The sequence below is a fragment of the Suipraeoptans intestinalis genome (assembly GCF_034091795.1).
Classification (GTDB): Bacteria; Bacillota; Clostridia; order Lachnospirales; family Lachnospiraceae; genus Suipraeoptans; species Suipraeoptans intestinalis.
Genome location: NZ_JAXFXH010000009.1, coordinates 22,034 through 48,268, shown reverse-complemented (window position 1 = coordinate 48,268; position 26,235 = coordinate 22,034). Strand labels below are relative to the sequence as shown.

The 26,235-nt window shown below is 49.2% G+C and carries 16 protein-coding genes, 1 tRNA gene and 1 pseudogene; 3 read left to right on the top strand and 15 right to left on the bottom strand.

From position 1 onward, the window contains the following. Positions 1–7: 7 nt before the first annotated feature. From SOW26_RS03195 to argS, 4 genes are all read right to left on the bottom strand, one after another. A complete protein-coding gene (locus SOW26_RS03195) occupies positions 8–2,245 on the bottom strand; it encodes a heavy metal translocating P-type ATPase (protein WP_320651880.1) in 2,238 nt (745 codons plus the stop codon). 363 nt (positions 2,246–2,608) lie between these two features. After that, positions 2,609–3,928: a S1C family serine protease gene (locus tag SOW26_RS03190; protein WP_320651879.1), complete on the bottom strand. Its 1,320-nt coding sequence runs from the start codon at positions 3,926–3,928 to the stop codon at positions 2,609–2,611. A gap of 116 nt (positions 3,929–4,044) precedes the next feature. Further along, the gene (locus tag SOW26_RS03185; protein ID WP_320651878.1) at positions 4,045–5,241 is read right to left on the bottom strand and encodes an alanyl-tRNA editing protein; all 1,197 of its coding nucleotides are present in this window, start codon (positions 5,239–5,241) and stop codon (positions 4,045–4,047) included. Continuing rightward, positions 5,242–7,002 carry an arginine--tRNA ligase gene (gene argS, locus SOW26_RS03180; RefSeq protein ID WP_320651877.1) on the bottom strand — a complete coding sequence of 587 codons (1,761 nt, stop codon included), beginning with the start codon at positions 7,000–7,002 and terminating at the stop codon, positions 5,242–5,244. 254 nt (positions 7,003–7,256) lie between these two features. On the opposite strand from argS, the gene SOW26_RS03175 reads away from it, so the two are divergent. The 3 genes from SOW26_RS03175 to SOW26_RS03165 are packed head-to-tail and all read left to right on the top strand — an operon-like array spanning position 7,257 to position 9,106. Beyond that, on the top strand, positions 7,257–7,622 hold the full coding sequence (locus SOW26_RS03175; RefSeq protein WP_276958511.1) for a GntR family transcriptional regulator: 366 nt from the start codon (positions 7,257–7,259) through the stop codon (positions 7,620–7,622). Between the two features lie 3 nt (positions 7,623–7,625). Further along, positions 7,626–8,327, top strand: a complete 702-nt coding sequence (locus SOW26_RS03170) for an ABC transporter ATP-binding protein (protein WP_276958512.1) — start codon at positions 7,626–7,628, stop codon at positions 8,325–8,327. Further along, a complete protein-coding gene (locus SOW26_RS03165; protein ID WP_276958513.1) occupies positions 8,321–9,106 on the top strand; it encodes a hypothetical protein in 786 nt (261 codons plus the stop codon). Before SOW26_RS03170 ends, SOW26_RS03165 begins: the two co-directional genes overlap by 7 nt. Positions 9,107–9,381: 275 nt before the next feature. On the opposite strand, the gene SOW26_RS03160 is transcribed toward SOW26_RS03165, so the two are convergent. From SOW26_RS03160 to garR, 11 genes and pseudogenes are all read right to left on the bottom strand, one after another. Next, positions 9,382–13,980, bottom strand: coding sequence for a Cna B-type domain-containing protein (locus tag SOW26_RS03160; RefSeq protein ID WP_320651876.1), 4,599 nt, complete (start codon positions 13,978–13,980; stop codon positions 9,382–9,384). A gap of 345 nt (positions 13,981–14,325) precedes the next feature. Then, positions 14,326–14,397 (bottom strand) — tRNA-Arg (locus tag SOW26_RS03155). Between the two features lie 82 nt (positions 14,398–14,479). Continuing rightward, complete coding sequence (locus SOW26_RS03150) at positions 14,480–16,678, bottom strand: SpaA isopeptide-forming pilin-related protein (protein WP_276958515.1); 2,199 nt, start codon at positions 16,676–16,678, stop codon at positions 14,480–14,482. Further along, on the bottom strand, positions 16,650–17,573 hold the full coding sequence (locus tag SOW26_RS03145; protein WP_276958516.1) for a DUF5688 family protein: 924 nt from the start codon (positions 17,571–17,573) through the stop codon (positions 16,650–16,652). Before SOW26_RS03145 ends, SOW26_RS03150 begins: the two co-directional genes overlap by 29 nt. A 687-nt stretch (positions 17,574–18,260) precedes the next feature. Then, positions 18,261–18,818, bottom strand: coding sequence for an elongation factor P (efp, locus tag SOW26_RS03140; protein ID WP_154478167.1), 558 nt, complete (start codon positions 18,816–18,818; stop codon positions 18,261–18,263). Between the two features lie 216 nt (positions 18,819–19,034). After that, a complete protein-coding gene (locus SOW26_RS03135) occupies positions 19,035–19,796 on the bottom strand; it encodes a DeoR/GlpR family DNA-binding transcription regulator (RefSeq protein ID WP_276958517.1) in 762 nt (253 codons plus the stop codon). Positions 19,797–19,950: 154 nt separating this feature from the next. Continuing rightward, the gene (locus SOW26_RS03130) at positions 19,951–21,363 is read right to left on the bottom strand and encodes a GntP family permease (protein ID WP_154478163.1); all 1,413 of its coding nucleotides are present in this window, start codon (positions 21,361–21,363) and stop codon (positions 19,951–19,953) included. A 22-nt stretch (positions 21,364–21,385) separates the two neighbouring features. Further along, positions 21,386–22,384: a 4-hydroxythreonine-4-phosphate dehydrogenase PdxA gene (gene pdxA / locus SOW26_RS03125; protein ID WP_276958518.1), complete on the bottom strand. Its 999-nt coding sequence runs from the start codon at positions 22,382–22,384 to the stop codon at positions 21,386–21,388. A gap of 18 nt (positions 22,385–22,402) precedes the next feature. Beyond that, positions 22,403–23,704, bottom strand: a complete 1,302-nt coding sequence (locus SOW26_RS03120; protein ID WP_276958519.1) for a four-carbon acid sugar kinase family protein — start codon at positions 23,702–23,704, stop codon at positions 22,403–22,405. Positions 23,705–23,835: 131 nt separating this feature from the next. After that, positions 23,836–25,260, bottom strand: a complete 1,425-nt coding sequence (locus tag SOW26_RS03115) for a four-carbon acid sugar kinase family protein (RefSeq protein ID WP_320651875.1) — start codon at positions 25,258–25,260, stop codon at positions 23,836–23,838. A 13-nt stretch (positions 25,261–25,273) separates the two neighbouring features. Continuing rightward, a pseudogene (garR, locus tag SOW26_RS03110) lies at positions 25,274–26,215 on the bottom strand (2-hydroxy-3-oxopropionate reductase); the annotation flags it as partial. Positions 26,216–26,235 lie beyond the last annotated feature (20 nt).

Genomic DNA, 26,235 nt, shown 5'->3' with positions numbered 1-26,235 from the left:
GTCCCTCCTAGAGTTTCAGACGTCTTAACCTAAGGGCGTTTCCCACCACCGTAACAGAGCTGAACGACATGGCAAGTCCTGCAAAAACCGGACTTAGCAATACATGATTCCAGCCGTAGAACACTCCTGCTGCCAGTGGAATGCCGCATACATTATAGAAAAATGCCCAGAACAGGTTTTGTTTGATATTGGCAATGGTCGCATGGCTTAACCGGATGGCTTTTTCCACTCCCCGCAGATCCTGCTTCATCAATACCACATCGCCTGAGTCGATGGCGATATCGCTTCCTTTTCCCATCGCGATCCCCACATCTGCCTGTACCAGAGCCGGGGCATCATTGACGCCGTCTCCTACCATAATAACCCGACGGCCTTTCTTTTGCAACTCTTCCACAACACTTGCTTTATCCTGAGGCAAAACTTCTGCGATCACCCGGTCTATCTCCACCTGTCTGCCGATGTATTCTGCTGTCAGCTGCGTGTCTCCCGTCAACATGACCGTCTGCAGTCCCATCTCCTTCAGTTTCCGGATCGCTTCCCGGCTGGTGTCCCAGATGGTATCCGCTACCAGGATCAGCCCTTTTACCTGTCCTTCCTCTACCAGATACATGGGAGTCTCTCCCCTGTTTGCCGCTTCCTTGGCGGTTTTCTCATAATCTCCCGGGAAAATCCCCGCCTCTTTCAACAGTTTTCCGTTTCCAAGGAGATACGCTTTCCCCCGGATCTTTGCCCCGATCCCCTTTCCTGTTATACTGGTAAACTCTTCCGTCTCAAAAAACTCTGACCCTTTTTCTTTCGCCCGTTCTACAATGGCTCTTCCCAGAGGATGCTCCGAAGATCGTTCGCAGGAGGCCGCCAGAGCCAGCACCTCTTCCGCCTTGTCCGCCGGCAGGATCCCTGTGACCTGCGGCGTCCCTCTGGTGATCGTTCCGGTCTTATCCAGTACCACCGTATCTGCCCTGTGAGCGGTTTCCAACGCTTCTCCACTTTTAATCAAAATCCCGTTGCCCGCTCCCAGTCCGGTGCCTACCATGATGGTCGTCGGAGTCGCAAGCCCCAGAGCGCAGGGGCAGGCGATCACCAGTACAGACACAAATACATTGAGTACAAAGGAGCGTTCATAGCCCAGCAGCGCCCAGACAACCGCCGCTGTCAGGGCAATGACCATGACAGCCGGAACAAAATAGCCTGCCGCCTTATCTGCCAGTTTGGAAATGGGGGCCTTTTTTCCCTGAGCCTCCTCCATCAGACGTATGATCTTTGCCAGTGTGGTATCTTCTCCTGTTTTTTCCACCCGTACCGTAATGGCTCCCTGATAATTCATGCTGCCTCCGGTTACTTTACTTCCCGCTTCTTTTTCTACGGGAATGCTTTCTCCTGTCAGCATAGACTCGTCTACACTGGTAACCCCTTCGATCACTTCTCCGTCCAGAGGGATTCGGTCTCCCGGGCGGATCAGGATCCGGTCTCCCGGACGGATCTCTTCGATCAGAACTTCCGTCTGCTGCCCTTTCTTTACCAGGATCGTCCGGTCCGGCGTCAGTTTCACTAATTTTTGGATGGCATCCGACGTCTTTCCCTTGCTTCTTTCTTCCAGGTATTTCCCAAGCATAACCAGTGTCACCACAATAGCCGCCGACTCAAAATACAGATGGTGTACATGGTCTCCTCCTCTTTGGATGTTCCACAGCATCACCAGGCTGTACAGGTATGCACTTCCCGTTCCGACAGCTACCAGCGAGTCCATGTTGGGGATCCCGCGAAACAGCTTTTTCAGTCCGGACACGTAGAATCTTCTGCCGTTGATCAGGATGATCGTTGTCAGGATCCACTGCGCCGCCGCAAAATACAGGGGGTGTTTTTCCATCGATACTATATTCGGAAGAGGAAGCGGCACCGGCAGCATATGTCCCATAGACAGGTACAGAAGAGGGAGTGACAGCAGGATGTTTGTCCACACAGTCCGTTTCATTGCCGTCTGCTTTTTCTCTTCCTTTTCCCTGCGTAGTTTTGTTTCCTGCCTCGTTTCCTCTTCTTTTTCCTCTATTCCAAATCCTGCACGGATTACCTTGCTTTTAATCGCCTCCTCTCCCACTTCTTTTTCATCAAAAGTAATGGTCAAGATCCCTGTGGTCAGATTGACGCTGCTTGCAGAAACACCTTTCAGCTTTCCTGTCACCTTCTCTACCGCTGCCGAGCAGGCTGCACAGCTCATCCCTGCTATTTTGTATTGTTTTGTGGTCATAAGCCTCCTCCTTTCTTATACCCCCGTAGGGTATATGTTTATTAAAGCATCTCTCTACCCATTTGTCAAGCAGGAGGCAGGAGCTGCAAATTTCCTCTACAACGGCAAAAGTCCGGGATCCCTCCCACAGTGGCAGACAACCAGCCTTTCCCCGGTTTTCGTAAGCTTTGGCGGCTGTCTGCCGGTTTGAAGGATCCTTTCTACGCTTCAGCACTTTCTGCCAAAAACGGACACTGCGGAATCTTCCGCTGTGTCCGTTATATACTCCCGTTATATTCTCTTCTATGGCGCTACATCCGGCGTGCCTTTTATTATCTGTCTTTTCCGTTTCCGCCACTACTTTCAATTATCTCCAACAGGTTTCTAATTCTGCTCTGTCAGCGTAACAGACACTTCTTTCTCCCCATAGCCTCCGTCTTTTCCCTGTACACTGACAGTCACCTTCACCGTATCGCCGGCTTTGTAATACTGCAACTGTTCCTTCAGTGTCTGCATATTGGAAACAGAGGATCCTTCCAGCTTGGTAATGATCATGCCTTTTTCCAGACCCGCTTTTTCTGCTCCGCTTCCGCTTATCACTTCGGATACGTAGACTCCTGTGGGGATATTGTACATTTTGGCGCTTTCCTCATTGACATCCACTCCCTGGATCCCCAGATATCCTCTCTCCGATGCAGTGACTTTCGTCTTGGTTTCCTGATTCATCAGATTGGTGATAATATCCTGGGCGTCAGATATCGGAATCGCATATCCCATCCCTTCTACCTGATCCGTCGCCACCTTAATGGTATTAATCCCAATGACTTCTCCTTTGGCGTTCAGCAACGCCCCTCCGCTGTTTCCCGGATTGATGGCCGCATCCGTCTGGATCAATTTTCCGTCAAAGCCTTCCAGCTCCCTGTTTAAGGCAGATACAATGCCGGTGGTAACAGACTGTCCGTACCCCAGCGCATTTCCAATGGCGATGGTAGTCTCTCCTACCTGTAGCTTGGAAGAATCTCCCAGGGTCGCTACTGCGATCTGATCCATGGTGGAGCTTTTGATCTGAGAAAGATCCACCGCCAGTACCGCCAGGTCTCTGTTGGCGTCTGTCCCTTTTATATTTGCCTCCACGCTTTCTTCGTCAATAAAAGATACCGTCAGATTACCGCTGCCTTCGATCACGTGGTTGTTTGTCACGATCAGCAGTTCCTTCTCATTCTGCCCAATAATGATCCCCGATCCCACAGCAGTGCTTTTCTGTTCTCTGACGCCTCCGAAAAAGTCCTGCACCTGCTGCACGGTGAGATTCGTAATGGATACCACAGACGGCATGGCGCTTTTGGTGATCTCTGCAATGTCCGAGCTTGTCACGCTTCCCTTGGACGTCGTCAGGGTCGTATTGGAGACGGTTCCCGTGGTCTTTGCCTGCTTTACGGTTCCTGTCGTCCCCAAGATCTTACCTGTTGCAAAGTTCGCCACCTGGAAAGTCGTTCCGGTCACAAGGCCAAACGCCATTCCCAGACAACAGATCTTCACCCATCTCGGCGCTTTCTTTTTCTTGCCTCCTACAGGCGCTTCCTTCTGTTCTGCTGCACCGCCTTCTGCATCTCCCGCACCGGATGCCGTTTCTGCAGGTTCCAAAACATCCGTCTCCGCCTTTTTCTGTTCCTCTTCTGTATGATAAGTATATTCCTGATCCATATACAAGACTCCTTTCTTCTGCCGGTTCCTGCCCTTCTTTCAGGCGGAATCAATTGTTATGAAGAAAGTCTATCCCGCAATTGTGTTTATTCTGTGTAAAATCTATGAGAAAACCGTTAACTTTCCCTTCCGTGTTCCTCCTGTGTCTTTCTTTTCCAAAATTCCCGGATCTCCTCCGGGGAAGCGGTCAGGCTTCCCTGTACCATTTCTTTTTTTCCTCCGCCTTTTCCCGGCAGCTCCTGAAGGAGGCACAGATTCAGCGGACGTACATCCAGTATCCGGCTTCCTATCACATATTGACAGCTTCCCTGCTTCGTAAAGTGAAACACGCCGCAGCACGTCGCCCCCTCCTGCAGGATCAGGTTCATCAGTCCGCGGGGCTGCTCCTTGGAAAGTCCTTCCACTACCGCCAAAACCATCTGTTTCTCTTCCGCTTCACAAAAAATCTCCTTTGCTTTCTGCTCCAGCAGCGTCTGCTCCAGGCGACGGATGACTTCCCTGCATTCCTCCAGTTCCTCTTTCTTCCTTTGAACTGCCTGGGAAATTTCTTCTCCTTTGGCGCTGAGCAGGGCGGAGACCCTTTTCGTCTCCCGGTCTTTCCCTCTATAGTCCAGCAAAGCCCTCCTGCCACAGACGACTGTCAGCCGGACGCCCCCTTTGTAAGACACCCTGTCTATGATCTTTAAAAGGCCGATATCCCCCGTCCTGGCTACATGCGGGGCACAGCAGGCACAGACATCATATCCTTCCACCGTAACGATCCTGATCCGGCCTTCTATCTCTATCTTGCTGCGAAAGGAAATCTGCTGCGCTTCCCGGTGGTCCACATGGACGGCAGAAACCGGAAGGTTTCGAAAGATCGCTTCATTGGCTTCCTCTTCCAGCGTTTCGATCTCCTCCCAGGTGATCTCTCCCGGAAAATCCATAGTGCAGACCCTCTCTCCCAGGTGGAATCCTACATTGGGATACCCAAAATGGCGGTGGACCAGTCCCGAAAAAATATGTTCTCCCGTATGCTGCTGCATCCGATCAAACCTTTTTTCAAAATCCAGCCGCCCCTCTACTTCCCTTCCCACCGGAACAGGGGCCGACATCCTGTGCCAGATCACTCCGTCGCTTTCCTGGGTGTCCTCCACCTCTGCCTCGTCAATCCAGCCGATATCTCCGTACTGCCCTCCTCCCTCCGGAAAAAAGGCAGTCTGATCCAACGCCAGAAACCATCCCTCCCCTTCCCGGCGGCAGGATACCACTTTGGCCGAAAATGTTTTCAGATAAGGATCTGTCTCAAATAATCGTTTGGTCTTTTCCATCATTTACATTCTCTCCGGCGCTTCAAAGCCCAGCACATCGATACATTCTTCCAGGATCTGTCTGGTCAGGCAAAGCAGACCGATATAGCTTTCTTTCTTTGCCGCATCCTCCTCTCCCAGGATCCTGGTATCATGGTAGAATCGATTAAAGCTGTTGGACAATTCAAAAATATACGCACAGATCTTGTGAGGCGCCAATTCCTGTGTCGCTCCTTCCATCACCTCGCTGTACCTGGCAGCCTGCAGCATCAGCTCTTTTTCACTGTCTCCCGCAGGCGGCAGGATCACCGGCTGATCCAGGTTTCCTCCGTCCTCTTCATAACGAGCCAGGATGGATTTGATCCGAACGATGGTGTAGAGAATATACGGCCCCGTGTTCCCTTCAAAAGAAGTGAAGCGGTCCACGTCAAAAATGTAGTCTTTGGAAGCCTGGTTGGAAAGATCTCCGTATTTGATGGCTGCCAGCCCCACCAGCTTCGCCGTTTCTCTTCCTTCTTCTTCGCTGACGGTACGGTTTGCGCTGATCTTCTCATACATGTTATCGGTAATCTCCTGAATCAGATATTCCAGACGCATCACTCCGCCTTCCCTGGTCTTGAAGGGCTTCCCGTCTTTGCCGTTCATTGTGCCGAACCCAAGGAAGGACAGCTTTGTATCCTCCCCGACGATTCCCGTTTTTTTGGCTGCCCTAAACACCTGGACAAAATGCAGTTCCTGTCTTTTATCTACCACATATACTACCTGATCCGGCTGAAATTCTCTTTCTCTTTGGATCAGAGTGGCCAGGTCTGTGGTTCCGTACAAAGAGGCCCCGTCTGACTTCTGGATCATACAGGGCGGCACCTCCTTGGTATCTGTAGCCTCTGCCACATCGATCACCAGCGCTCCCTGGTCCATATGCGCCAGCCCCTCTTTTTTCAGCCAGCTGATCATATCCGGAATATCTTTCTGCGCGTCAGATTCTCCTCTCCACAGATCGAAGCTGACCTTCAGTCGATCGTAATTTTTCTTCAAATCGGCAGTGGACACCTTCATAATATGCCGCCAGATGGCAAGATACCCTTTGTGTCCGTATTGCAGCTGTTTTGTCGCTTCCAGCGCTTCTTCTCTGTAGGCTTCGTCCGCTTTCGCTTTCTGGCTTGCAGTAGGATAGATCTCTTCCAGTTCTCCTATGGTAAACGGCGCTTCCTCCGGAAAGTCATCGGCTCCTTCCTGAAAATACGGAAGCTGCGGCTGTCTTTGCTTCAGCTCGGTAATGATCAGGCCCATCTGATATCCCCAGTCTCCCAGGTGGATATCGCCCAGAACGCGGTGTCCCATTTTACGGCCCATCCGCTTCACGCTTTCCCCGATGATGGCAGACCGAAGATGCCCTACATGCAGAGGCTTGGCTACATTGGGTCCGCCGTAATCCACCAGGATCGTCTGCGGTTCTTCTACCTGAGTCAGCCCCAGATCTTCTCTTTGCATCCGGCCAAGATATTCCGCCAAGCTTTCCTCTTTCAGGGTCAGGTTCAGGAATCCCGGAGGAGCCACGGAAACTTCCTTTAACCACCGGCTGTCTTTTAATCTTTCCGCCACTTCCTGCGCGATCTTGATGGGCGCTTTCCGGAATGCCTTCGCTCCCGCCATGGCCCCGTTACACTGATATTCGCACAGATCCGGCCGGTTGGACAGCGTCACTTTTCCGTACTCCGCCTCATACCCCGCCTCCAAAAAGGCCTGCTGGATCTCTTCTTCCATATATTCCCTGATCTTTTTCATGTTTTCCTCCTTATAGAGATCTCCTTTGCTGCCGGAGATCTCTTCTTTCTCTGCCAGCTATTTTACCACACGTTGCGTAGTATGAGAACCTCCTTTCTTTAGAAACCGAAAGTCTTCCGGCTCTTCCGTTTCCGCCGAAAGTTCGACGCTCCTTCTTTTTTTATTTTTCAAAACCCTATTGACTTCCCATGCTTTTTGTATTATTATTCGATTGTATTAATCAAATAACACAATCAATCTGGAGGTGAACACTTATGGCTTGGAAGCTGGACAATGACCGTCCTCTCTACCTGCAGCTGATGGAACGCATCCAGCAGGATATCGTATCTGGTATCTATACCTGTGGGGACCGGCTCCCTTCCGTCAGAGAACTGGCTTTGGAAGCTGCCGTCAATCCCAATACGATGCAGAAAGCATTTTCCGAGCTGGAGAGACTCGGGCTGGTCTACTCAAAACGAACCAGCGGAAGATTTATTACGGAGGATGAACAGATGCTTACACAACTCAAAACACAACTGGCAGCGCAGCATGTTCAGGAATTTATGGAACGTATGACTCTCCTGGGGCTTTCCCGGGAAGAGATTCTTCAACTCATTCAGTCAGCAATAAAGGAGGCTTAACACATGAATCCCATTTTAGAATGCATTGGTTTGACTAAGGTCTATTCTTCCAACCACATTGCACTAAACAACGTCAACCTGACCCTGGAAAGAGGGCAGATCGTCGGCCTGTTAGGTCCCAACGGAAGCGGCAAGACTACGCTAATCAAACTGATCAACGATATCCTTTCTCCTTCCTCCGGAAGCGTCCTGATCGACGGACAGATCCCCGGTGCAGAGACAAAGGGAATTGTTTCTTATTTGCCCGACAGATTTTCTCTTAATGATTCCTGGCAGATTTCTCAGGCCTTGACTTATTTTGAAGATTTTTATGAAGATTTCCAGCGCGACCGCGCCATCCACATGTTGGAGGATTTGAACATCGATCTGAAGGCCCGCATCAAATCCTTGTCAAAAGGTACCAAGGAGAAGCTGCATCTGATCTTGACCATGAGCAGGAACGCACAGCTCTATGTACTGGACGAGCCCATTGGCGGCGTCGATCCTGCCGCCAGAGATTATATTTTAAAAACGATCATCGGCAACTACAATGAAAATGCCACCGTTCTTTTATCCACCCATCTGATCCAGGATGTGGAAAATATTTTGGACCGGGTCCTGTTCTTAAAAGCGGGGCAGATCGTTTTGAATTCTGCTGTGGATGATATCCGAACACAGCAGGGTAAGTCTGTAGACAGTTTGTTTCGGGAGGTGTTCAAATGTTAGGAAAATTAATCAAACATGATTTTAAGGCATTAAATCGGTTCCTGCTGATTATGCACGGATTTCTGCTTCTTTTTGCTGTGGCTGTCCGGATATTTCTGCCCTTGTATGAGAATGTGATCTTTTCACTCTTTCTGATCCTCTACATTCTCTTCCTGATCGGAGTTTCCTTTGCCACCTATATCACCATCGCCGTCCATTTTTACAAGAACCTGTTTTCCGATGAAGGATATCTGACACGGACGCTTCCGGTTTCCCGGGGAATGCATCTGCTCTCCAAGACCATTACCGGTACCGTTTGGGCCATTGCCAACCTCCTGCTTATCATCGTTTCCCTGTGCATCACAATTTCCATGCCGGAAGTCTGGAATGCACTGCTTGAAAATAAGGTACGGATTATGACCGGCCTGGGACTACCTGCCGATTTTGGACTGCTGCAGCTTGTGCTGTCATCCCTCGTTGTGATCGCTTTGCAGTGCTTTACCTCTGTTTGCATGGTCTATGTTTCCGTTATGATCGGGCAGCTGTTTACCCGCCACCGCATCCTTGGTTCCGTAGTCGCTTATTTTTCTATTTCTACGGTTCTTTCCCTGCTGTCCTTTGTAGCAGCTGCGGTGGCCACCTTCTCGGCAAGCCAGTCGTCCGGTGCCCTGATGTATCTTTATAATCCTCAATCTCTTGCGCACATTGTGCTGGTCAGCACCCTCTTTACCTTTATCTTAGGTGTGATCTTCTATATTGTCTCACATCTGATCCTGGTAAAAAAAGCGGATCTGCCCTAATATCTGTAAAGTGATTTCCCCGGCGCCGTTATGGAAGCCCATAACGGCGCCGGGGATTTTCATATTCCGTTTCCCATCTATCCATTTATAGAGGAAGTTTCCATATCAAACACGAAATCCTTCCTTTTTCCTTCAACTTTTGGCTTACAGGACAAAATATGTTGGTCTATCACTCCAACTTTTAAGGGCAGGTACACGCCGTATGCGGCGTGTACCTGCCCTTGATTGGGGTTGCCTGTTTCTATCAATCGTTTTTGTTCATTCTGTCTTTCACATTACTGTGTCCTGCGTTTCCTTTTCTGTACCAGGAAAACAGTACCTGCTGCAAGCATTCCCATGATCGGCAAAGCCGGGAAGGCTCCGTCCCCTGTCTTTGGTGTATGTTTCTTTTTCTTGAGCTTGGGGATATAGGTATTCTTTACCACGATATTATGCTTATCACTGGCATCGATGGTGGACGTATAGCCTTTTACCGGTTCTTCTTTTACCGTGTACTCATACTCATTTCCATCATCGTCGAACTGCAGGCAGTCCGTCCACTCATATTCCAGCATACCGTTTTTCAGTTCCACTGCTTCTCCAAAGGCTTCTCCGTTCCGATACAGCTGGAATCGAATGGTCGGATGGATATCCGGTCCGCCTGCCCATACTTTTGTCACTTTGATCTTGATCTTGGGACTTACGAACTTGTTGGTGATTTCCAGTCCGTTTTCTGCCTTTTCGTAATACTGCGGCACATCCGGCTCTTTTGCATAGTACTCATACTCTTTTCCGGATGGATCAAATTTTACCAGCTCCGTGAAGGTATGTGTCAGCTTCGTTTTGGTGAGAAGTACTTCGTCCACCTTCTCATCGATTTCAGAACCGTCTGCTGCCGTTCCTTTTCTCCACAGTTCCAGCTTCACATCCGGCTTTTTCCCGTTTTCCCATATCTTTTTCACGGTTTTTTCCGTCAGGATCTGCTTATTCGTTACCGCGTATCCGTCTATTTCCGTATCAAATCCGGGAACCTGTTTTTCCTGCACCTCGTATTTGTAGTCTTTTCCCGTAGCCGGATTGATCTTCGGCAGCTTTTTCCCATCCTTGTCTGCCTCAAAGGTATGATCCCAGTTGGGGGCTGCGGCTGTATATTCGTTGATCTCTTTGCCATCCCGCAACAAGACATAAACGATCTCGGACGGATATACTTCTTCTTTCATTACCCAGGTCTTAGACACCGGGATCTGGATCAGGATTCTTGTATTGGTAATGCTGTACCCCCGGATGACTTTTTCGTAGCCCGGCACCGGCACCTCATCTATCGTGTACTGATACTCTTTTCCATCCTGGTCGTACTTCGGCAGTTTTTCAAACACGCCCTTCCACTCGTTTTCACTGTTTTCTTTTCTTAATACGATGCTCTTGTACACTTCCTGCGGCTTATCGCTCCGGTATAGATTCACCGTGATCTCTGCAGGTTTATCCAGATCTCCACTTTCATCCTTCCAGGTCTTTGTAACCTCCAGTTGGATGAGTTCTTTCTGGTTGACTATCGTCGTCATCCCATTTTGTGGATTCAGCTTCTTCATATATCCTTTTATTTCTTTTTCATCAATGGTATACACGTAAGGAGTTCCGGACGGGTCTGTCTCCGGCAGTTTTTCCCATTTGTGATACCAGCCGTTTCCGGCATTTAAAACAGCCGTCTTGTACTCCGTTCCATTTCTCAGCAGTACTGCCGTAACGCTTGTGGGATCCGGTTCTCCCGTCTCATTGACCCACTCTTTACGAACTTCTCTTTCAACCACCTTCTGGGTATTTGTAAAGGTATACCCATCGGCCTGCGTGTCATAGCCCGGTACGGCATCCTCTGTCACCCGGTATGTGTGCAGATGTCCATCCACAATGTCATATTTGGTCAGCGGCTTCCCGTCTTTGTCCGTTGTAAAGGTATAATTCCAGTTGTCCTTCGTTGCCACATGGTGGTTGATCTCCTTCTCATCCCTCCACAGTCGATAGGTAATGGTCGGCGGAAGTTCTTCTCCTTCCACGCTCTTCCAAACCTTGGTCACCGGGATTTCCACCTTTTCCATATTGGTGTTGACAACTCTCAGCCCATCTTCCGTTTTGATATAATCCTTGGGAGTCCAGTCTTTTCCGTCAACATCTACCTCTCTTACAAAATAGCGGTAATCTTTTCCATTTGCGTCTGTTTTATCCAGGTTCGTCCACTTTACGGTGGTGGTGCCATTTTGCAATTCTTTGATTTCTGCCTGAGGAACCGCTTCTGTCGTTCCGTTCTCCGTCGCTCTATAAAGCTTCATCCAGATAGTTGGATACGGCTGGCTTCCACCCACCCAGATTTTGGTTGCCTCTACTTCTATTTTGGGACTCTCATAGGTGTTTTTCACTGTACAGTCATTTACGTTGGTCTTTTTGTAATGTTCCGGTACTTCCACCTCATCTACCCGGTAATTGTAGGGTTTCCCGTTTTCATCTGTTTTGTCAAGATTTTCCCACGTATACTCTGTAGCGCCGTTTTGCAATTCCACCGGTGCTCCCTGCGGTACATTGTTTCTGTACAGTTGAAGTTTGATAACCGGCCTGGGATCTTCTCCTCCTTCCCAAACCTTCTTTCCCGTAAACTTGGTCTTTGGGATTTCATAGGTATTGGTGATGCTTGTCCCCTGCTGGTTCACCAGGTAAGTATGACCATTGACGGTCACCTTTCCATCCGTCACTCCGTCTTCTTCCACGGTATACTCATAAACGGCCCCGCCTGCCCCTGTCTTTGGCAGGTTCTTCCACACATATTCAAACACTCCCGGTGAAATCTGTGTCGTGGTGGGAGATACGTTGGTGACTTCTTCTTTCACACCTCCCGGCAGCTTCCGATACAGCTTGAAGGTTACTGCGGTATGATCCTCGCTAGGCCCTCCGTCCCAGGTCTTCATCGCAGACACCTCGATGGTATCCGGCTTGTTGGTCACCGTTTTTAAAACTGTTTTATCACTTCCAAAGTCCTGGGGATTAATCTCAATGGGATCTTTTAATTTCTGGTATCCGTTCGGCGCTTTGGTCTCTTCCAAAAGGTATTTGTCCTTCAAAAGCTGCCCCAGCTCCCCGTCTCCGTTTGGTCCGGTCTTTATGGTGCCCACCACCACTCCGTTGACGTGCCGGATCACATTAAATTCCGCTCCTTCCAGCGGTGTTCCGTCTTCACTTTCCTTGTGTACCTTGATCTTGTACACGTAGCCTTCTGCAAATCCACCGGCCGCCGTGTAAGCCAAAACCAGATTTTGGTTTTGCGTTCCGATCTGGCTCCCTATCATCGTCGCATTGTTGACAAACTGTTCTCCATCTACCGGTGTATAGGAAGACTTCACTTGATAATCGATGGTAAATCCATCCTGCTCCGTTACATTTCCTAAATTTATGGAAAATCCCTTTTTATCGGGAGTCCACTGGATCGTATAATCGGATGTAACAGTCGCCCCGTCCAGTTCCCAGCTTTTATGCTGATTTATCCTCCAGGTTCCCTTTCGGATTACAAAGGAAGATTCCACATAAGATGTTTGCGGAGTCCCCAGTACATCACTGATTATAGTGTTTCCACAAGCCACTTTTTCCGTATTGACCGCCACTTCGTAATACAGCACTGTGGGATCCGGATTCGCCGGAGACTGCCAGCCTGCCTTATGTATCTTAAATGGTGTGGGATCCGGTACTCCTTCAAATTCAAAAGAACCTCCATGGATCACACCGCCATTGACGATAAAGTCCGCCGTAACCGTTCCCGGATTCTGCATGTAGGCATGATCTACCCTTGCATAGAAGAAAAATTCTCCCGTTATGCCAGAATGGCTATCTACGTAGTCTGTGTACGTCAACGTCACAGTCTTGTCTGCCTCACTGACAGCCGCATTTGCCACAAGGTTGTTCTCGCTGTCCCGTAGCTCAAAGGTGGCCGACATACTGGAAAACTGCAGCGTATCCGGCAGCTTGATCACCGTCGTATCATTTGCATGCACCTGATTATCCGGCAATGCAAACTTGGCGTTGACGCGAAACTTCTGCCATTTGGAAATAGTTCCAATGGGTCCTCCGGTTTCACTTGATACACTCATCTCGGTGATCACGCTGCTGGGCGTCGGCGCTCTGCTTGGCCCTCCGGCTGCCACCACATAGGGAGAAAACCGCTCTGCGTTTACCGATACTTCTTTTCCCTGGGCCCCTCCCATCTTTTCGATGGCGCCGCCGTTTTCCACATGATATACCTGCAGAGCATTTCCCTCTTTTACATGTCCTGCAAGCTTGGAGTCATCCGACACAGAAAACCGCAGATCCACCGGATATCCTGTTCGTGGCTGTACCTTTTCCCCTGTTGGCGAAAGGAAGGTAATATCAAATGCAACGGCATCCTGTTCTTCCAGTCGTGCCTCCACCTTGCTGGTCTGAGCCTTCCCCAAAGCACGGATCTGAAGAGTGGTTCCCTCCTCAAAGCTTCCGACCGGAGCCGTCACATAAGCTGTAACGCCGCCCACTTCCTTCGTTCCTTTGATCTCTGCTTTATTATACTCTGTCTTTTCTGTTTCTGCCTGTTCTTTCTGTTCTGCCTCCGGCTGCGCAGAAGTCTGCACCTGGGCGGCGTTCCCCGCTTCTACCTTCGGCTGCACCGTTTCTTCCTGCTTTACTTCCACACTTTCTGCAGTCGTTTCTTCCCCGGTTTCCGACTGCTTGGGCGCCTCTTCTTTTTGATCCTCTTTTGCCGGTGCCTCCACTTCCGTGGCGGCTTCCTCCGGTTCCGGACTTCCCTCTGCATAAGAAATGTTCCCTGCAATATTTCCCAGAACCAATGTAACCAGCAATAGGATCGCCAGCATCCTTTTCTTCATTGTTACCTCCTTCTTCGCCACGTCTCATCCATGGCGCATATTGACATGTTCGGTGATCTGTGGTGAATGTCTGACACATTTTCGCTTTCGACCGTCTTCACAGTCCTGCCCCTTCTTCCAATGTCAACCAGCACACACCCCTCCCATTGTCAACATACCATAGAGGTAAAATATATTAAATGAAATTTCCGTATTATTCCAGAAGTTTCCTAATTTTCAATCAAGTTCTTGATCTTTATTTTTTAAGGATCCTTTCTTTTCTATTTCCATCCGTATCTCAGCAAAAGTAAGGGAGCCCCGCTCCACAACTGTCCAGTCAGTTATGTTGCGAGACTCCCTCTGTTACACACCCGGGCGGATTCGAACCGCCGCTCCCGCCTCCGGAGGGCGGTGCTCTATCCCCTGAGCTACGGGTGCCTAAGGCAGTAAAACTGCCTTTGTAATATAACACATCTGTCACAGAAAGTAAACTTCCAACCTGTTTTTTCTTTATATTTTTTTATCTCCTTCTTCTGTTCCAGACAAAGCCCGTCACTGCACCGGAAGCTATCAGAGAGATCAGAAGGGGCAGGTGACTGACATCTCCCGTTTTTACTCCCTGCCCTACAGATGGTTCTTCCTGCTGCCGGACCCGGATCGTCTGGGATGGATTTTCGTAATCTGTCTCTTTTCCCAAAAGCTTTCCGGAGCTGTCATAGACAGATTCAAATAGGACCAGCTCTTCCCCTGCCAGTCCCGTAGCATCCACCTCAAATTCCAGCTCTGCCTGCCCTTTTTCTCCAGAAATCCGCACTCTTTTTTCCGTGATCACTTCTTTTCCGTTAATTTCCAGAGGAGATCTGCTGCTCTTTCTCATCACCTGGCCACGGATCAGCACCTCCTTGTCCTTGATGTTCCTTCCCTCAAATTCAACCATATCCTGAAAGGTCTGATGTTTTTGCGGAAGAATTTCTTTCTTCCCGCTGCTTCCCTGCGCCTGTGTCCGGATCCAAAAATCAGATTCCGGCCTGCTCTCATTACTTATCGTTCCCAGAAGCACCTTTTGTCTGTCTCTGGATACAACCACCCGCAATCCTTGGATCAGCTTTTTCCCCTGGTTTTCCTGCCCCTCCAATTCGTCAAGAATGTAGGTGTCAAAAGGAAGCGCGCCTGCCGTATCTTTTGATTCTCCTCCTCCAAACCAGATCCCGTCTCCTGCCTCTTGTCCCCGATTGGTGTGCCTTGTATGCGGGTGCCACTCTGCCGCCGTGGAAAAATAACCGTTTTCATCTGTCAGGATCTCATGGGCTTCTCCTGTTGAGGCAGATGTAATACGAAACCGGACGTTTCCCATCCTTCTCGCCGTTGAGGCTTCAATCTTGACGCCTTCTAAGTCTCCTCTGATGATCTGTTCCCTGATCTTTACCGTTTCATAAAGCTGCACGCTTTCTTCCTTCCCATATCCCACCAGCTTTCTTACATAAACTCCCTGATCCGGAAGATATCCCTCCGGCGGCTTGATTTCCCGGATCGTAACCGTCCCCAGAGGAAGAACGGGGGTCCGCTCCTTATTTCTGTACAGCTCATCTCCCGAAACGAGGTACTCCTCTCTCAGAAATGCCTGTCCCTTTTTATCTGTTTTTACGATCCATTTCCTTTCCGGCTTTCCCCCTTCTTCTATGGGATTCCCCTTGTAATAGCCCGGATAAAACGCCACCTCAAATCTGGCTCCTGCCAGGGAAGCGCCGCCCTGCGGCACAGGCTTGCCCGTTTCCTTATCTGTTTTTTCCAGCAACAGTCCCACTGTTTCATACTGTGGCTGCTCCTTCAGGGAAGCTTTGTTTAGCAAAACCTCTTCCTCCCATTTTACTTCCACCGGATAGACGGTGGCATCCAGAGCATATCCCGTCGGGGCCTTCCTCTCTTTGACTTCATACCGCCCTTCCGGCAAAAACACTTCTGCCTCTCCTGTTTTATCCGTAACCAAGGTTGCCACCAGTTCTTTTGTCCCTTCCTGATATACTCCATATTCTGCACCTTCCAGACTATAGGCAGGGTTTTTCTCTGTCATCTCTGACTGCGCCGATTCCTTTCTTAACCGGAGAGATCCATACTTTTTTACCTGTACCTCCATGGTGATCTGTCCACCGTCTGTCGCCTGATAAAGTTGCAGCCACACCTGGTAATACCCGCTGTGTTTTTCTGCCCACTGCCGTGCTTCCTCAAACACAGGCGTAAGCTGTACATATTCAGCCGCGTAAGTTTCGCCGCAGTCCCATCCCTTATAGGGAGACAGACTTTTCCATAAATGAATCTGTGCCAGGATGTATCCTGCATCTGTGTTTTTTTGTGGACTCAACTGCGTGATATAGTAAGTTTCCAGGCCCAGTCTCTTAAGAAGGGACTCTTCCACCTGATACTTTTCCAAGGGGATCTTCTGCCCTTTTCCTTCCTGAAACTTCGCATAAGGTTCCATGCAAAAAACCGGCCTTCCATCCACTGCCAGGACGGCTTCTTCCATTTCTCCCCTGTCTACGCCGCCTGCCCCTCTCAAAAAAATGTGCGCCACTTCCTGCCGCAGGAAGGACAACTGATGTTCTCCCTCTGCACGGACTATCCCGCTCTTTTGCAGGCAGAAGTTCCCTGCCACAAGCATGATCATCAGTCCCATTCTGACTGCTTTTCTTATCTTAGTTTTCCATGTGATTGTCTGTTTCAATAGTTCCTCCTTTTTCCGCATCGGATCCCGCCTTTCTCAATTCCTTTTTTACTCTGTCATAATAGTAGGCAGTATCTCCCAGCACTTCTTCCTCTTTTAATTGCGTCTCGTTGACTTCCTGTATCATCTGATTGATCCGGTCACAAGCCGGCGCTCTGGAAACCGGCAAAAGAATGACCTCATGGACACTGGAGGGGATCACATAATAATCCTCCTGCAGCCTGTTCCCGATTTCTTCCAGGCATCCTTTGTACAAAAGTGTGGCAGCGCCCCAGTATTTCCTTTCATTGGTCAGGACATAGATCTGCTCTTTGACCGGAATAGCCGCACAATTAACCAAAGACGCTATGACTTCCTCCATCGTCTGAAACAGGACGGGAAATTTTCTTCTTGTGGCTGCTTCCGCATCAAAAAACAATCTTTTTATATCTATATTCCATTTTTCCAGATGTTCCCGTCTGATTCGACAAGTTACACAGGTTTCTTCCTGCATGGCAAGAAGAAGGTCAAATACCATCACAAAATCCAGATATTTCTGAGAAACCACCTGCTCCGGCAGCTTCTCTGCTTCTTTTTTGCCAAGCAGCTTTACGACCAGATTGTTCCTGGCGGAAGAATACTCTATCGGAAATGCACATGGCATCCTCTCCTGGTCTATGGTGTCTGCATACCAAAGCGCGATCTTTCTCGCCAGTTCTTCCAGACTGTCTTCTCCCTTTTCTCCGCAAAATGTTTCCAGATAGAGGACAGGTCTTGCAATATCCTGTTCCCCCTGAAACATCAGCCCTGTTTTTTCTTCTCCACCAGGAGAATGGCATAAGGTTACCCTGACTCCGGTTCCCAGAAGCTCCTGCACCTGTTCCCGCAGCCTATTTGCAAATGCACTGTCTGTCATTTACACTCCTTTCTTTCCTTGCGACTTGTTCGCTGTCGTTTTCTGATAATCGTTTGGGTTCTGATTGGTTGATTTGTCTGTTTCGATTTGTTCCTCGGAGATTTGTTTGTTAGAAATTTGTTTGTTTTGATTCATGGATCTGTCTGTTTTGATTTGTTCCTTAGATTTGTTCATTTTGATTCATGGATCTGCCTGTTTTGATTTGTCCCTTAGAGATTTGTTTATTTTGATTCATGGATCTGCCTGTTTTGATTTGTCCTTTAGAGATTTGTTTGTTTTGATTGGCTGATTGTTGTCGGAGAATTCTGATCTGTTTTTGGAAATATTGCCGGATAACCCGGGCTCAGACCGGCATACCGACTGCACATACGTCCAATTTTTGAATCTCTGAATTTTGCATGTCCAAATTTTGAATATTCAGGCTTCCAATATCCAAACCTCGCATCTTTTTTGAATAGACACAGAGATCCCCTCTCCCTGCTTGTCACTGTAAAAACTCTCTGAACCTTGCTTCGATAAAAGCCTGATGTGAATCCCGATACCTGATCTGTCTAAAACTATGATTTGAATTACTATGGTGTTATCATTATAAAAAGACCCTGCTGAAAATGCAAGGTCTTTTTCTCTTATTCCTATTTCATATGCACCGCCAGACTGCCGGTGTTTTCCGGCATCGCCTAAGCTCCCTTATGCTCTGGAAAGATACTCTCCGGTACGTGTATCGATTTTGATCTTGTCTTCCTGTTCTACAAACAGAGGAACCATAACCTGTGCTCCCGTCTCTACGATAGCCGGCTTTGTCGCACCCTGTGCCGTATCTCCCTTGAATCCCGGCTCTGTTTCCACGATCAGAAGCTCCACGCTAAGAGGCGGCTCAATGGCAAACACACTACCTTGATAGGAACTCAGCTTCACGTTTTCATTTTCTTTTACAAACTTCAGGGAATCTCCCACCGTGTCTGCATTGACCGCAATCTGGTCAAATGTCGCCGTATCCATAAAATAGAACAGATCTCCGTCGTTGTACAGATACTGCATTTCTTTTCTTTCGATATGTGCATTTTCAAACTTTTCCGTAGGACGGAACGTTTTTTCCACTACTCCACCATTGATGATGTTTTTCAGCTTTGTACGTACAAAAGCTGCCCCCTTACCTGGTTTTACGTGCTGAAACTCCATGATCTGGTACACGTTTCCTTCAATCTCCACAGTAAGTCCGTTTTTAAAATCGCCTGCTGATACCATTTGTATTCCTCCTTAAGCAGTGTCCGGCAGACACCTCTCATTCTTTTTACTTGTTCCATTCTATAATAAAGACGCCTGTTTTTCAACCTTTTTTTAACAGCTCTCCGCCTTCTCCGCCTTCTTTCCTTATCGAAATCCTGCGCCTTCTGCCCCTTCCATTCAGGGGCCGTCCTGCATTTGGATCCCGTTGTTTTATTTCCCCACCTGCGCCCTTGTTCATCTGCTTTCCTCCGTCAGTCCGTAGATCACAGCTCCCATGGCGTCCAGCCGCTTTTTTTCTTCCTCGGAAAACCTTCTTCCTGTGATCACACCGGTATAATCGCCTAAATGGTTGATCTTTGTCATAGACTGTTTTTCAAATTTGGAGGCATCTACCGCCAGAAACGACTCCGAGCATTGCCTGGGTACCTGCCTTTTCAGCCACATTTTCTCGATGGTAGGCGTCGTCACCTCAAAGTTTTTGTTGATAGAGGCCGCTCCAAAAAAGCCTATGTCGAACTTGAAGTTTTCCAGCATCTGCCTGGCGTATTGATCAAACACACTTCCGGTGCTTTTTTGGACTTCTCCTCCGCACAGAAACAGCCGTACCCGGCTTTCCTTCAGCAGCTGCCCGATCTCCAGGTCATTGGTCACCACCATGATATCCGGCATCGACTGCAGTAATCTGGCGATCTCATAGGTAGTGGTGCCTGCGTCCAGAAACACCGTGTCTCCCTCTTTGATAAAGGCGAAGCACCTCCTGGCGATCCTCTCCTTTTCTCCCTGGTGACTGGTCTTTTTCCGGGCATAGGATTCTTCCTGCTTGGCCACGGCCCCGCCGTGATATCTTTCCACCTTATTGTGTTCTTCCAGCGTCCCCAGATCACGCCGGATCGTCATAGGACTGACTCCCAGTTCCTTTGCCAGCTCTTCCACCTGCAGACTTCCTCTGGTCTGCAGAAGCTGTACGATCTTCGCCTGTCTCTCTACTCTGAGCATCTGATCCACCTCTTACCTTTCGACCTTACACACCGACTCCAAATCCACGCTCCGTCTTCTGTCACGTCAGCAGTCTCTGCCACACGCTCTGTCCCGTATCACGTCAACAGCGGAGGAATCTCTCCTCCGCTGTAATTATACCATATGTTTCGATCTACATAAAGATATTGAGTACAAGTACTTCCACCACACCTACTGCCCACGCAATGGTAGAGGTCACAGACCAGATGGTCAGCTGTTCTTTTGCTTCCCTGACGCCCAGCGTCCTGTTGACTACCCAGAAGTAGCTGTCGTTAAAGTATCCGAAGAACAGGGATCCTACACAGCATGCGATCGCTCCCAGCAGAGGATTTGCACCGGCTGCCACGATGATGGGGGCAGAAATACTTGCCGCGGTGGTCATGGCTACCGTTCCGGAGCCCTGGATAAACCGCATTGCCGTAGAGATCAGAAGCGGCAGGATCACAATGGGGATTGCCGTCTGTGCCAGACCTTCTGCCATGAAGTTGCCAAGTCCTGAATCTTTGATGATCTGTCCTAAAGCACCTCCGCCTCCGGTTACCAGCATGATGATGCCTGCCGACATCATTCCCTTTTCCATTTCCATGACAGCATCATGGCGGTTCAGCGTCCTGCCCAGCGTAAAGATCGCCGCTAATAGTCCCAGTCCTACTGCCACGATAGGCTGTCCGCAGAACACAAGAACTTCCATGATCCCGCCGGTCTTGCCCAGCGCAGTTGCCACCGTATTGATCAGGATCAGGATAATGGGAAGCAGAAGCGGCATAAAGGATGCAAATACACCCGGCAGCTTTTCTTCCGTCATTGCAAATGCATTTTCATAATCCGGCTCCTCGTAAGGACGCTCTTCGATCACGCCTTCTTCGTTGGGGATCCGGTAAAATTTCTTTGACAGATAGAGTCTTCCGTAAGCGATACACGCAACTGTCATAGGGATAGCAAGCAGGATCGTCATAAGAATGAATTTTCCCACGTCAATTCCAAAGATTCCGCACACACCCAGCGGTCCCGGTGTCGGAGGAACCAGGGAATGGGTGATCACCAGTCCGGCCGCCAGTGCCACACCCAGTCCGATCACCGATTTCTTCGTTACTTTTGAGATCGCTTTTGCGATAGGCGCCAGTACCACAAAGCCCGAGTCGCAGAAAATGGGAATGGATACCAGAAATCCCGTGATCGCCAGCGCCTCTTCTTCTCTTTTCTTCCCAAACAGCTTCAGGAAGGTCTGTGCCATCGTCTTAGCGGCTCCGGTCACCTCGAAAATCTGTCCCATCATAACTCCAAAGCCGATAATGATACCGATATTTCCCAGGGTTCCTCCAAATCCTGTCGTGATGGAATTGACGATCCCGAAGGGTTTTTGTACTCCGTCTACTTCGATCATTGTGTTGATCAGCGGCATTCCGCCTACCACGCCCACGATCACCGTACAGATGATCAGCGCCAAAAATGCCTGCACTTTTGTTTTTAATACCAGGAAGATCAGGACTGCGATTCCAACCGCCAGTCCTATCAGCATCCTCTCACCACTCAATCCGTTAACCATAACCGATCTCCTCTCTTCTTTCTTATTTTGTAAAATTAGGGGCGTATTTTGCTGCCAACAGAATTGCTTCTACCATACTGATCTCGCTTACTTTGTTTGTTCCTGCAATGTCAAATGCAGTTCCATGGTCCACCGATGTCCGAAGGATCGGCATTCCGTTTGTGATCGCGATGGTTCTGTCAAAATCCAGGGTTTTTGTCGCTATATGTCCCTGATCATGGTACAGGGACAATACGCTGTTGTATCTTCCCTGAGCTGCCTGATGGAACACAGAGTCCGCCCCGATGGGTCCCACCACCTGATACCCTTCCTTTTGTAGTTCCTCGATTGCCGGTGTGATCTCATTCACCTCCTCAAACCCAAACAATCCGTGTTCTCCGCAGTGAGGATTCAGCCCGGCAATCGCCATGGTTCCCTCCTTCACGCCTAATTTTTCCAATGCCTCCAGGCATCTTTTCACATAATCCTTGATCCGCTCCTTCTTGATCATATCCAGCATCTGACGAAGGGACACATGCCGTGTCAGGAAAAATACCCGCAGCCCGTTGGTCTCAAACATTGTCAGCGGATCCTCCGTTCCGGTCAGACTTCCGAAGATCTCTGTATGTCCAATGAAGGGGATCTCCCCCGCTTTCAGGGATTCTTTATTGATGGGAGTCGTGGCTACCGCATCTACCTTTCCTTCGTTTGCCAGCTGAATGCATTTGGCAATGTACGCATACGCCGCCTTCCCGCACATCCCGCTGACTGCCCCAAAGGAAAACTGTGTCATATCCACATTGTTCAGATCCATCAGGTTCATCACGCCGTCTTGAAAAACCGCCTCCTCCACCTGATGGATCACATGGATCTTTAGTTTCTCTCCTGTGATCCGTATGGCATTTTCACAGATCTTCCTGTCTCCTACCACGATACAGTCTGCATCCTGCTTCACTTTTTCATTGCATAGCGCCTTTACGACGATCTCCGGTCCGACGCCTGCCGGATCTCCGATGGGAATTGCGATCACTGGTCTTTTCATACTTTTTTCCTCTCTTCCTTAGATATATAGTTTCTCTTTCAGATATGTAACGCAGCGGTTGATGGCATCCTTTCCTCCCTGACTGCCCCCTTTTGTGACAATATGGACACCTTCAAATTCTCCTTTGATAAACCGTCCGTATGCGGCAAGGGGAAGAACCTCATCCAAAAGAGCCAGACCTGCCGTTCCGAATCGCTGGCATACAGCCACCGTGACGTCTCCGCCGCTGGTATAAAGTCCTTTAAAGCTTTCTTCCTGTCTGAAGATCCTCCATGTGATCTCTGCAAATGCCTGATTGATCCTGGCTGTGATCGCATCCAACCCGACGCCCCACTTCTTCATATAAGGTTCAAATTGTATCCGGTTTTCCGGATAGATCCCGTCTCCGGTCACCGTTACCACAAAGTAATCCCCGCTTTCCTGCAGGATTCGAGATACCACGCGCTCTATCTCCGCTTCCCTCCTGTCGTCACTTTCCAGAAATTCCCTCGTCTGCACCAGGACAGAATAGGTTTTCTGGGACAGCCAAAGTTCCTCCATCTGATCCTTTGTGTTGGAATTGACACTTCCTACCACCGTCAGGATCCTGTTTTTCTCCCGCTTCTTTGGCGGCATACACTTTCTTGCCAGCGTAGCCGTAAACACGCCGGGATCTACCGCGATCACCTTTCTGCCGCTTAGCAGCACCGCATCTGCGATCAGATCCAGATCCTCCTGGGTCACACAGTCAAATACCAAAATCCTGGCTCCTTTGCCAAGCTCTTCTTCGATCCGGTCTGTCAGATGCCCTGCTCCGTCCATCATATCTTTCATGAAAATAGAAGACACGGAATACTTGCTTTGTTTCGCAAACAGCTCCGCTACCTCCGACTGTGCCACTGGTGTCTTGGGATCCAGGGCGATGTTCGTCTTGTGAAGCGGAAGACCGTTTACCAGCATATAACCGCCAATGACAATCCTCCCGGAAGCAGGGAAGCAAGGTGCAGCCACCGCAATATATTCTTCTCCCAGACAGTCCAGCATTGCATCTGTTTCACTTCCCAGATTTCCTCTTAAGGTGCTGTCGATCCTTTTTCCGTATACCTTTACCTCCGGGCTTTTCAAGAGACTGCATACATTTTTCACCCGGTTGTAGGCTATCTGTGGATCCACTCCTCGGCTGTCCGTCGGATAAAGGACACAGTCATAGGCTTCCTTCGTCCGCAGTTCAATACGTTCTGCATTCATGGCCGTATACGCCCTGTAGTCCATTTTTTTCAGAAGTACTCCCGTCGCATTGGCGCCCGTCAGATCATCTGCAATCACAACACACTGGGTCATTTGTTTCTCCTTTCCCCTTCTGCCTTATTACGATCTTTTGTTGTTCATTTATGTTTTAATTGTACTTCTGTGTTCGTTTTGTGTCAATAATTAATTTCGCTTTTGTTTATATTGTTCGTTTGTTTCTTTTTTCACATTCCCATCAGGATTTGCGCCGCCTCCCGCAAGGTGGTATCCTCTCCCACATTTCCCGGAAAGATCACATAAGGCGTCCCGGGAAACCGACTTTCTTCTCCTGTCTGCCAGACAGGGATCCCCGGCCTGATCTGTCCCAGCACGTTTGCCTTCTTTACCGCCAGCGCCTTCGTCCCTACATCACTGGAGGTGATCCCGCCTTTTGCGATCACAAAGGCCGGTGTAACGGACAGCTTTCCCACCAGAGACTGTACTGCATCCGAGATCCGTACAGATAAGCGCAGTTCATCCTCCTTGTTTCCCGTATCGGCAGTGATCAGGCTTCTCGTTGTGTAGCAGCAGACCGTCTTTCCCTGTTTCAGCAATTCTTCCTCTTCCTTCAGGCACCGCTCTACCTCCCTGGCAAATTCTGCTTCTTCTTTTACCAGGCCTGCATTTAATTCAATAAAACCGATGCCGTCCAGCTCTCTCAAAGCCGCAAGCTGTCTGGTGGTTTTTTCTGTATGGGATCCTACTACGATCACACCACCGCACCCGGTTTCCCGTGTTACCATATCTTTGCGTTCCAAAAGCGGCTGGCTGCTGATTCCTCCCATCACTTTTACCAGGGCCGCTGCCGACCGGAACAAAAACAGCTTTCCTTCCTCCATCGCCTGGTACAGAGCAATACAAAACACCTTCACGTCCGCATAGGAGATCGCATTGACGATCACTTTCCGGAATCTGTTTACTCCCAAAAGCTGTTTCTTTATTTTTTCTACCTGAAACCCTCTGATGTCCTCCAGTGAGATACATACCACATCTTCTGCCCGATAGGCTCCTGCCGTCTTTTCTTCCACATACAGAGGCATTGTGGTCGCCTCGTACCCAAATGTCTTGTCTTTTGCAAATTCTGTTTCATTTGCCGGGATCAACTCTTCTCCGTATCTGACATAGTGAACGTTGTCCATGGTGAACCGTCCGCCTTCCAGAAAGAACGGGCATAAAATTTCTCCGTCTATCTGCTTTCCCCAGATTTCTTCATATTCCTCCCGCAGGATCTCCGTTTCCAGAGGATAATGCCCTCGCAGGGTGCTGTCGCTTCTGCTGATCAGGAGGTATTCCTTTTTCAACTCCTTCGCTACCTTCCCGATGGTCCGGGAAATCTCTCGGTGGGCTTTTTCTGTCTCCTCCCGGGTAAATCCTCTGGAATTGGTCAGGATATAAAAGAGAGGACGGTCTTCTTCAAAGCCGCTTCGGATGCTTTCTTCGTCCCAGCCGGTGTAAACAAAAATGTCGTGCACAGTCTGCACTCCCGTCGGATCATCATCCAGCACTATGATCTTTTTCCGATTTTTTCGGATTTTCTGTTCCAGAAGTCTGTCCGCCTCCTTCTCGTCCACCTCCGGAAATCTATGGAAACTGGTAATATTTTGTTTCATGCCTGCCGCCCTCCTATTTTTTCTTTACTTCTACATCTGCCAACCGTTCAAAATACTGTACGATCCCGCCGTGGTCCTCTTCCATATGTCCGTGGATCTTTAACGTCTGCAAAATCTCATACAGCTGTGCCGTGTAAGGAATCGGTACGTCAATGGAGTGGGCTGTGTGGACCACGTTTTTAATATCCTTGTGGTTGATGCGGATGGGTCCTCCCGGCTTAAAATTCCGTTCTACGATCATGGGGATCTTGGCATCCAGCACCGCACTTCCCGCCAGACCGCCCCGGATCGCTTCATACACCTTCTGCGGATCCGCCCCGGCCTTTGCCGCCAGTACAAAAGCTTCCGAAACCACGGCAATGGTATTATTTACAATGACCTGATTGGCCAGCTTTGTTACGCTGCCGCTTCCCGGCCCTCCGATCAACAGGGCGGAAGAACCCAGGATCTCGAAATATGGCTTCAACTGTTCAAAGGCTTCCTCCTCTCCTCCTGCCATGATGGCCAGCGTTCCCGCAATGGCTCCCGGCTCTCCTCCGGAAACCGGCGCATCCACAAATCCTACTTTCTGTTGTTTCAGCCTTTCATAACACTCTCTGGATTCTACCGGTGTAACGGAGCTCATATCACAAACGATGCTGCCTTCTTTCAACGAAGACGCCACTCCCTCTTTTCCAAAAAGGATTTCTTTTACGATCTCTCCTGTCGGAACGATGGTAAACACCACCTGGCAATCGGCTCCGATCTGCGCATAGGTTCCGTTTTCTGCGCCTGCTTCCACTACGTCTGCCACCGCTTCCGGATTCAGATCCGATACCATCAGTTCTACTCCTGCTTTCAGCAGATTTTTTGCCATGGGTCTTCCCATGATCCCCAGTCCTATGAATCCTACTTTCATATGTCTACACCCTTTCTGTTTTGTTTCCTGTTTTTTCTGTCGCCGTCGGATCCTTCTCCAACTTTGTTTGACTGTAC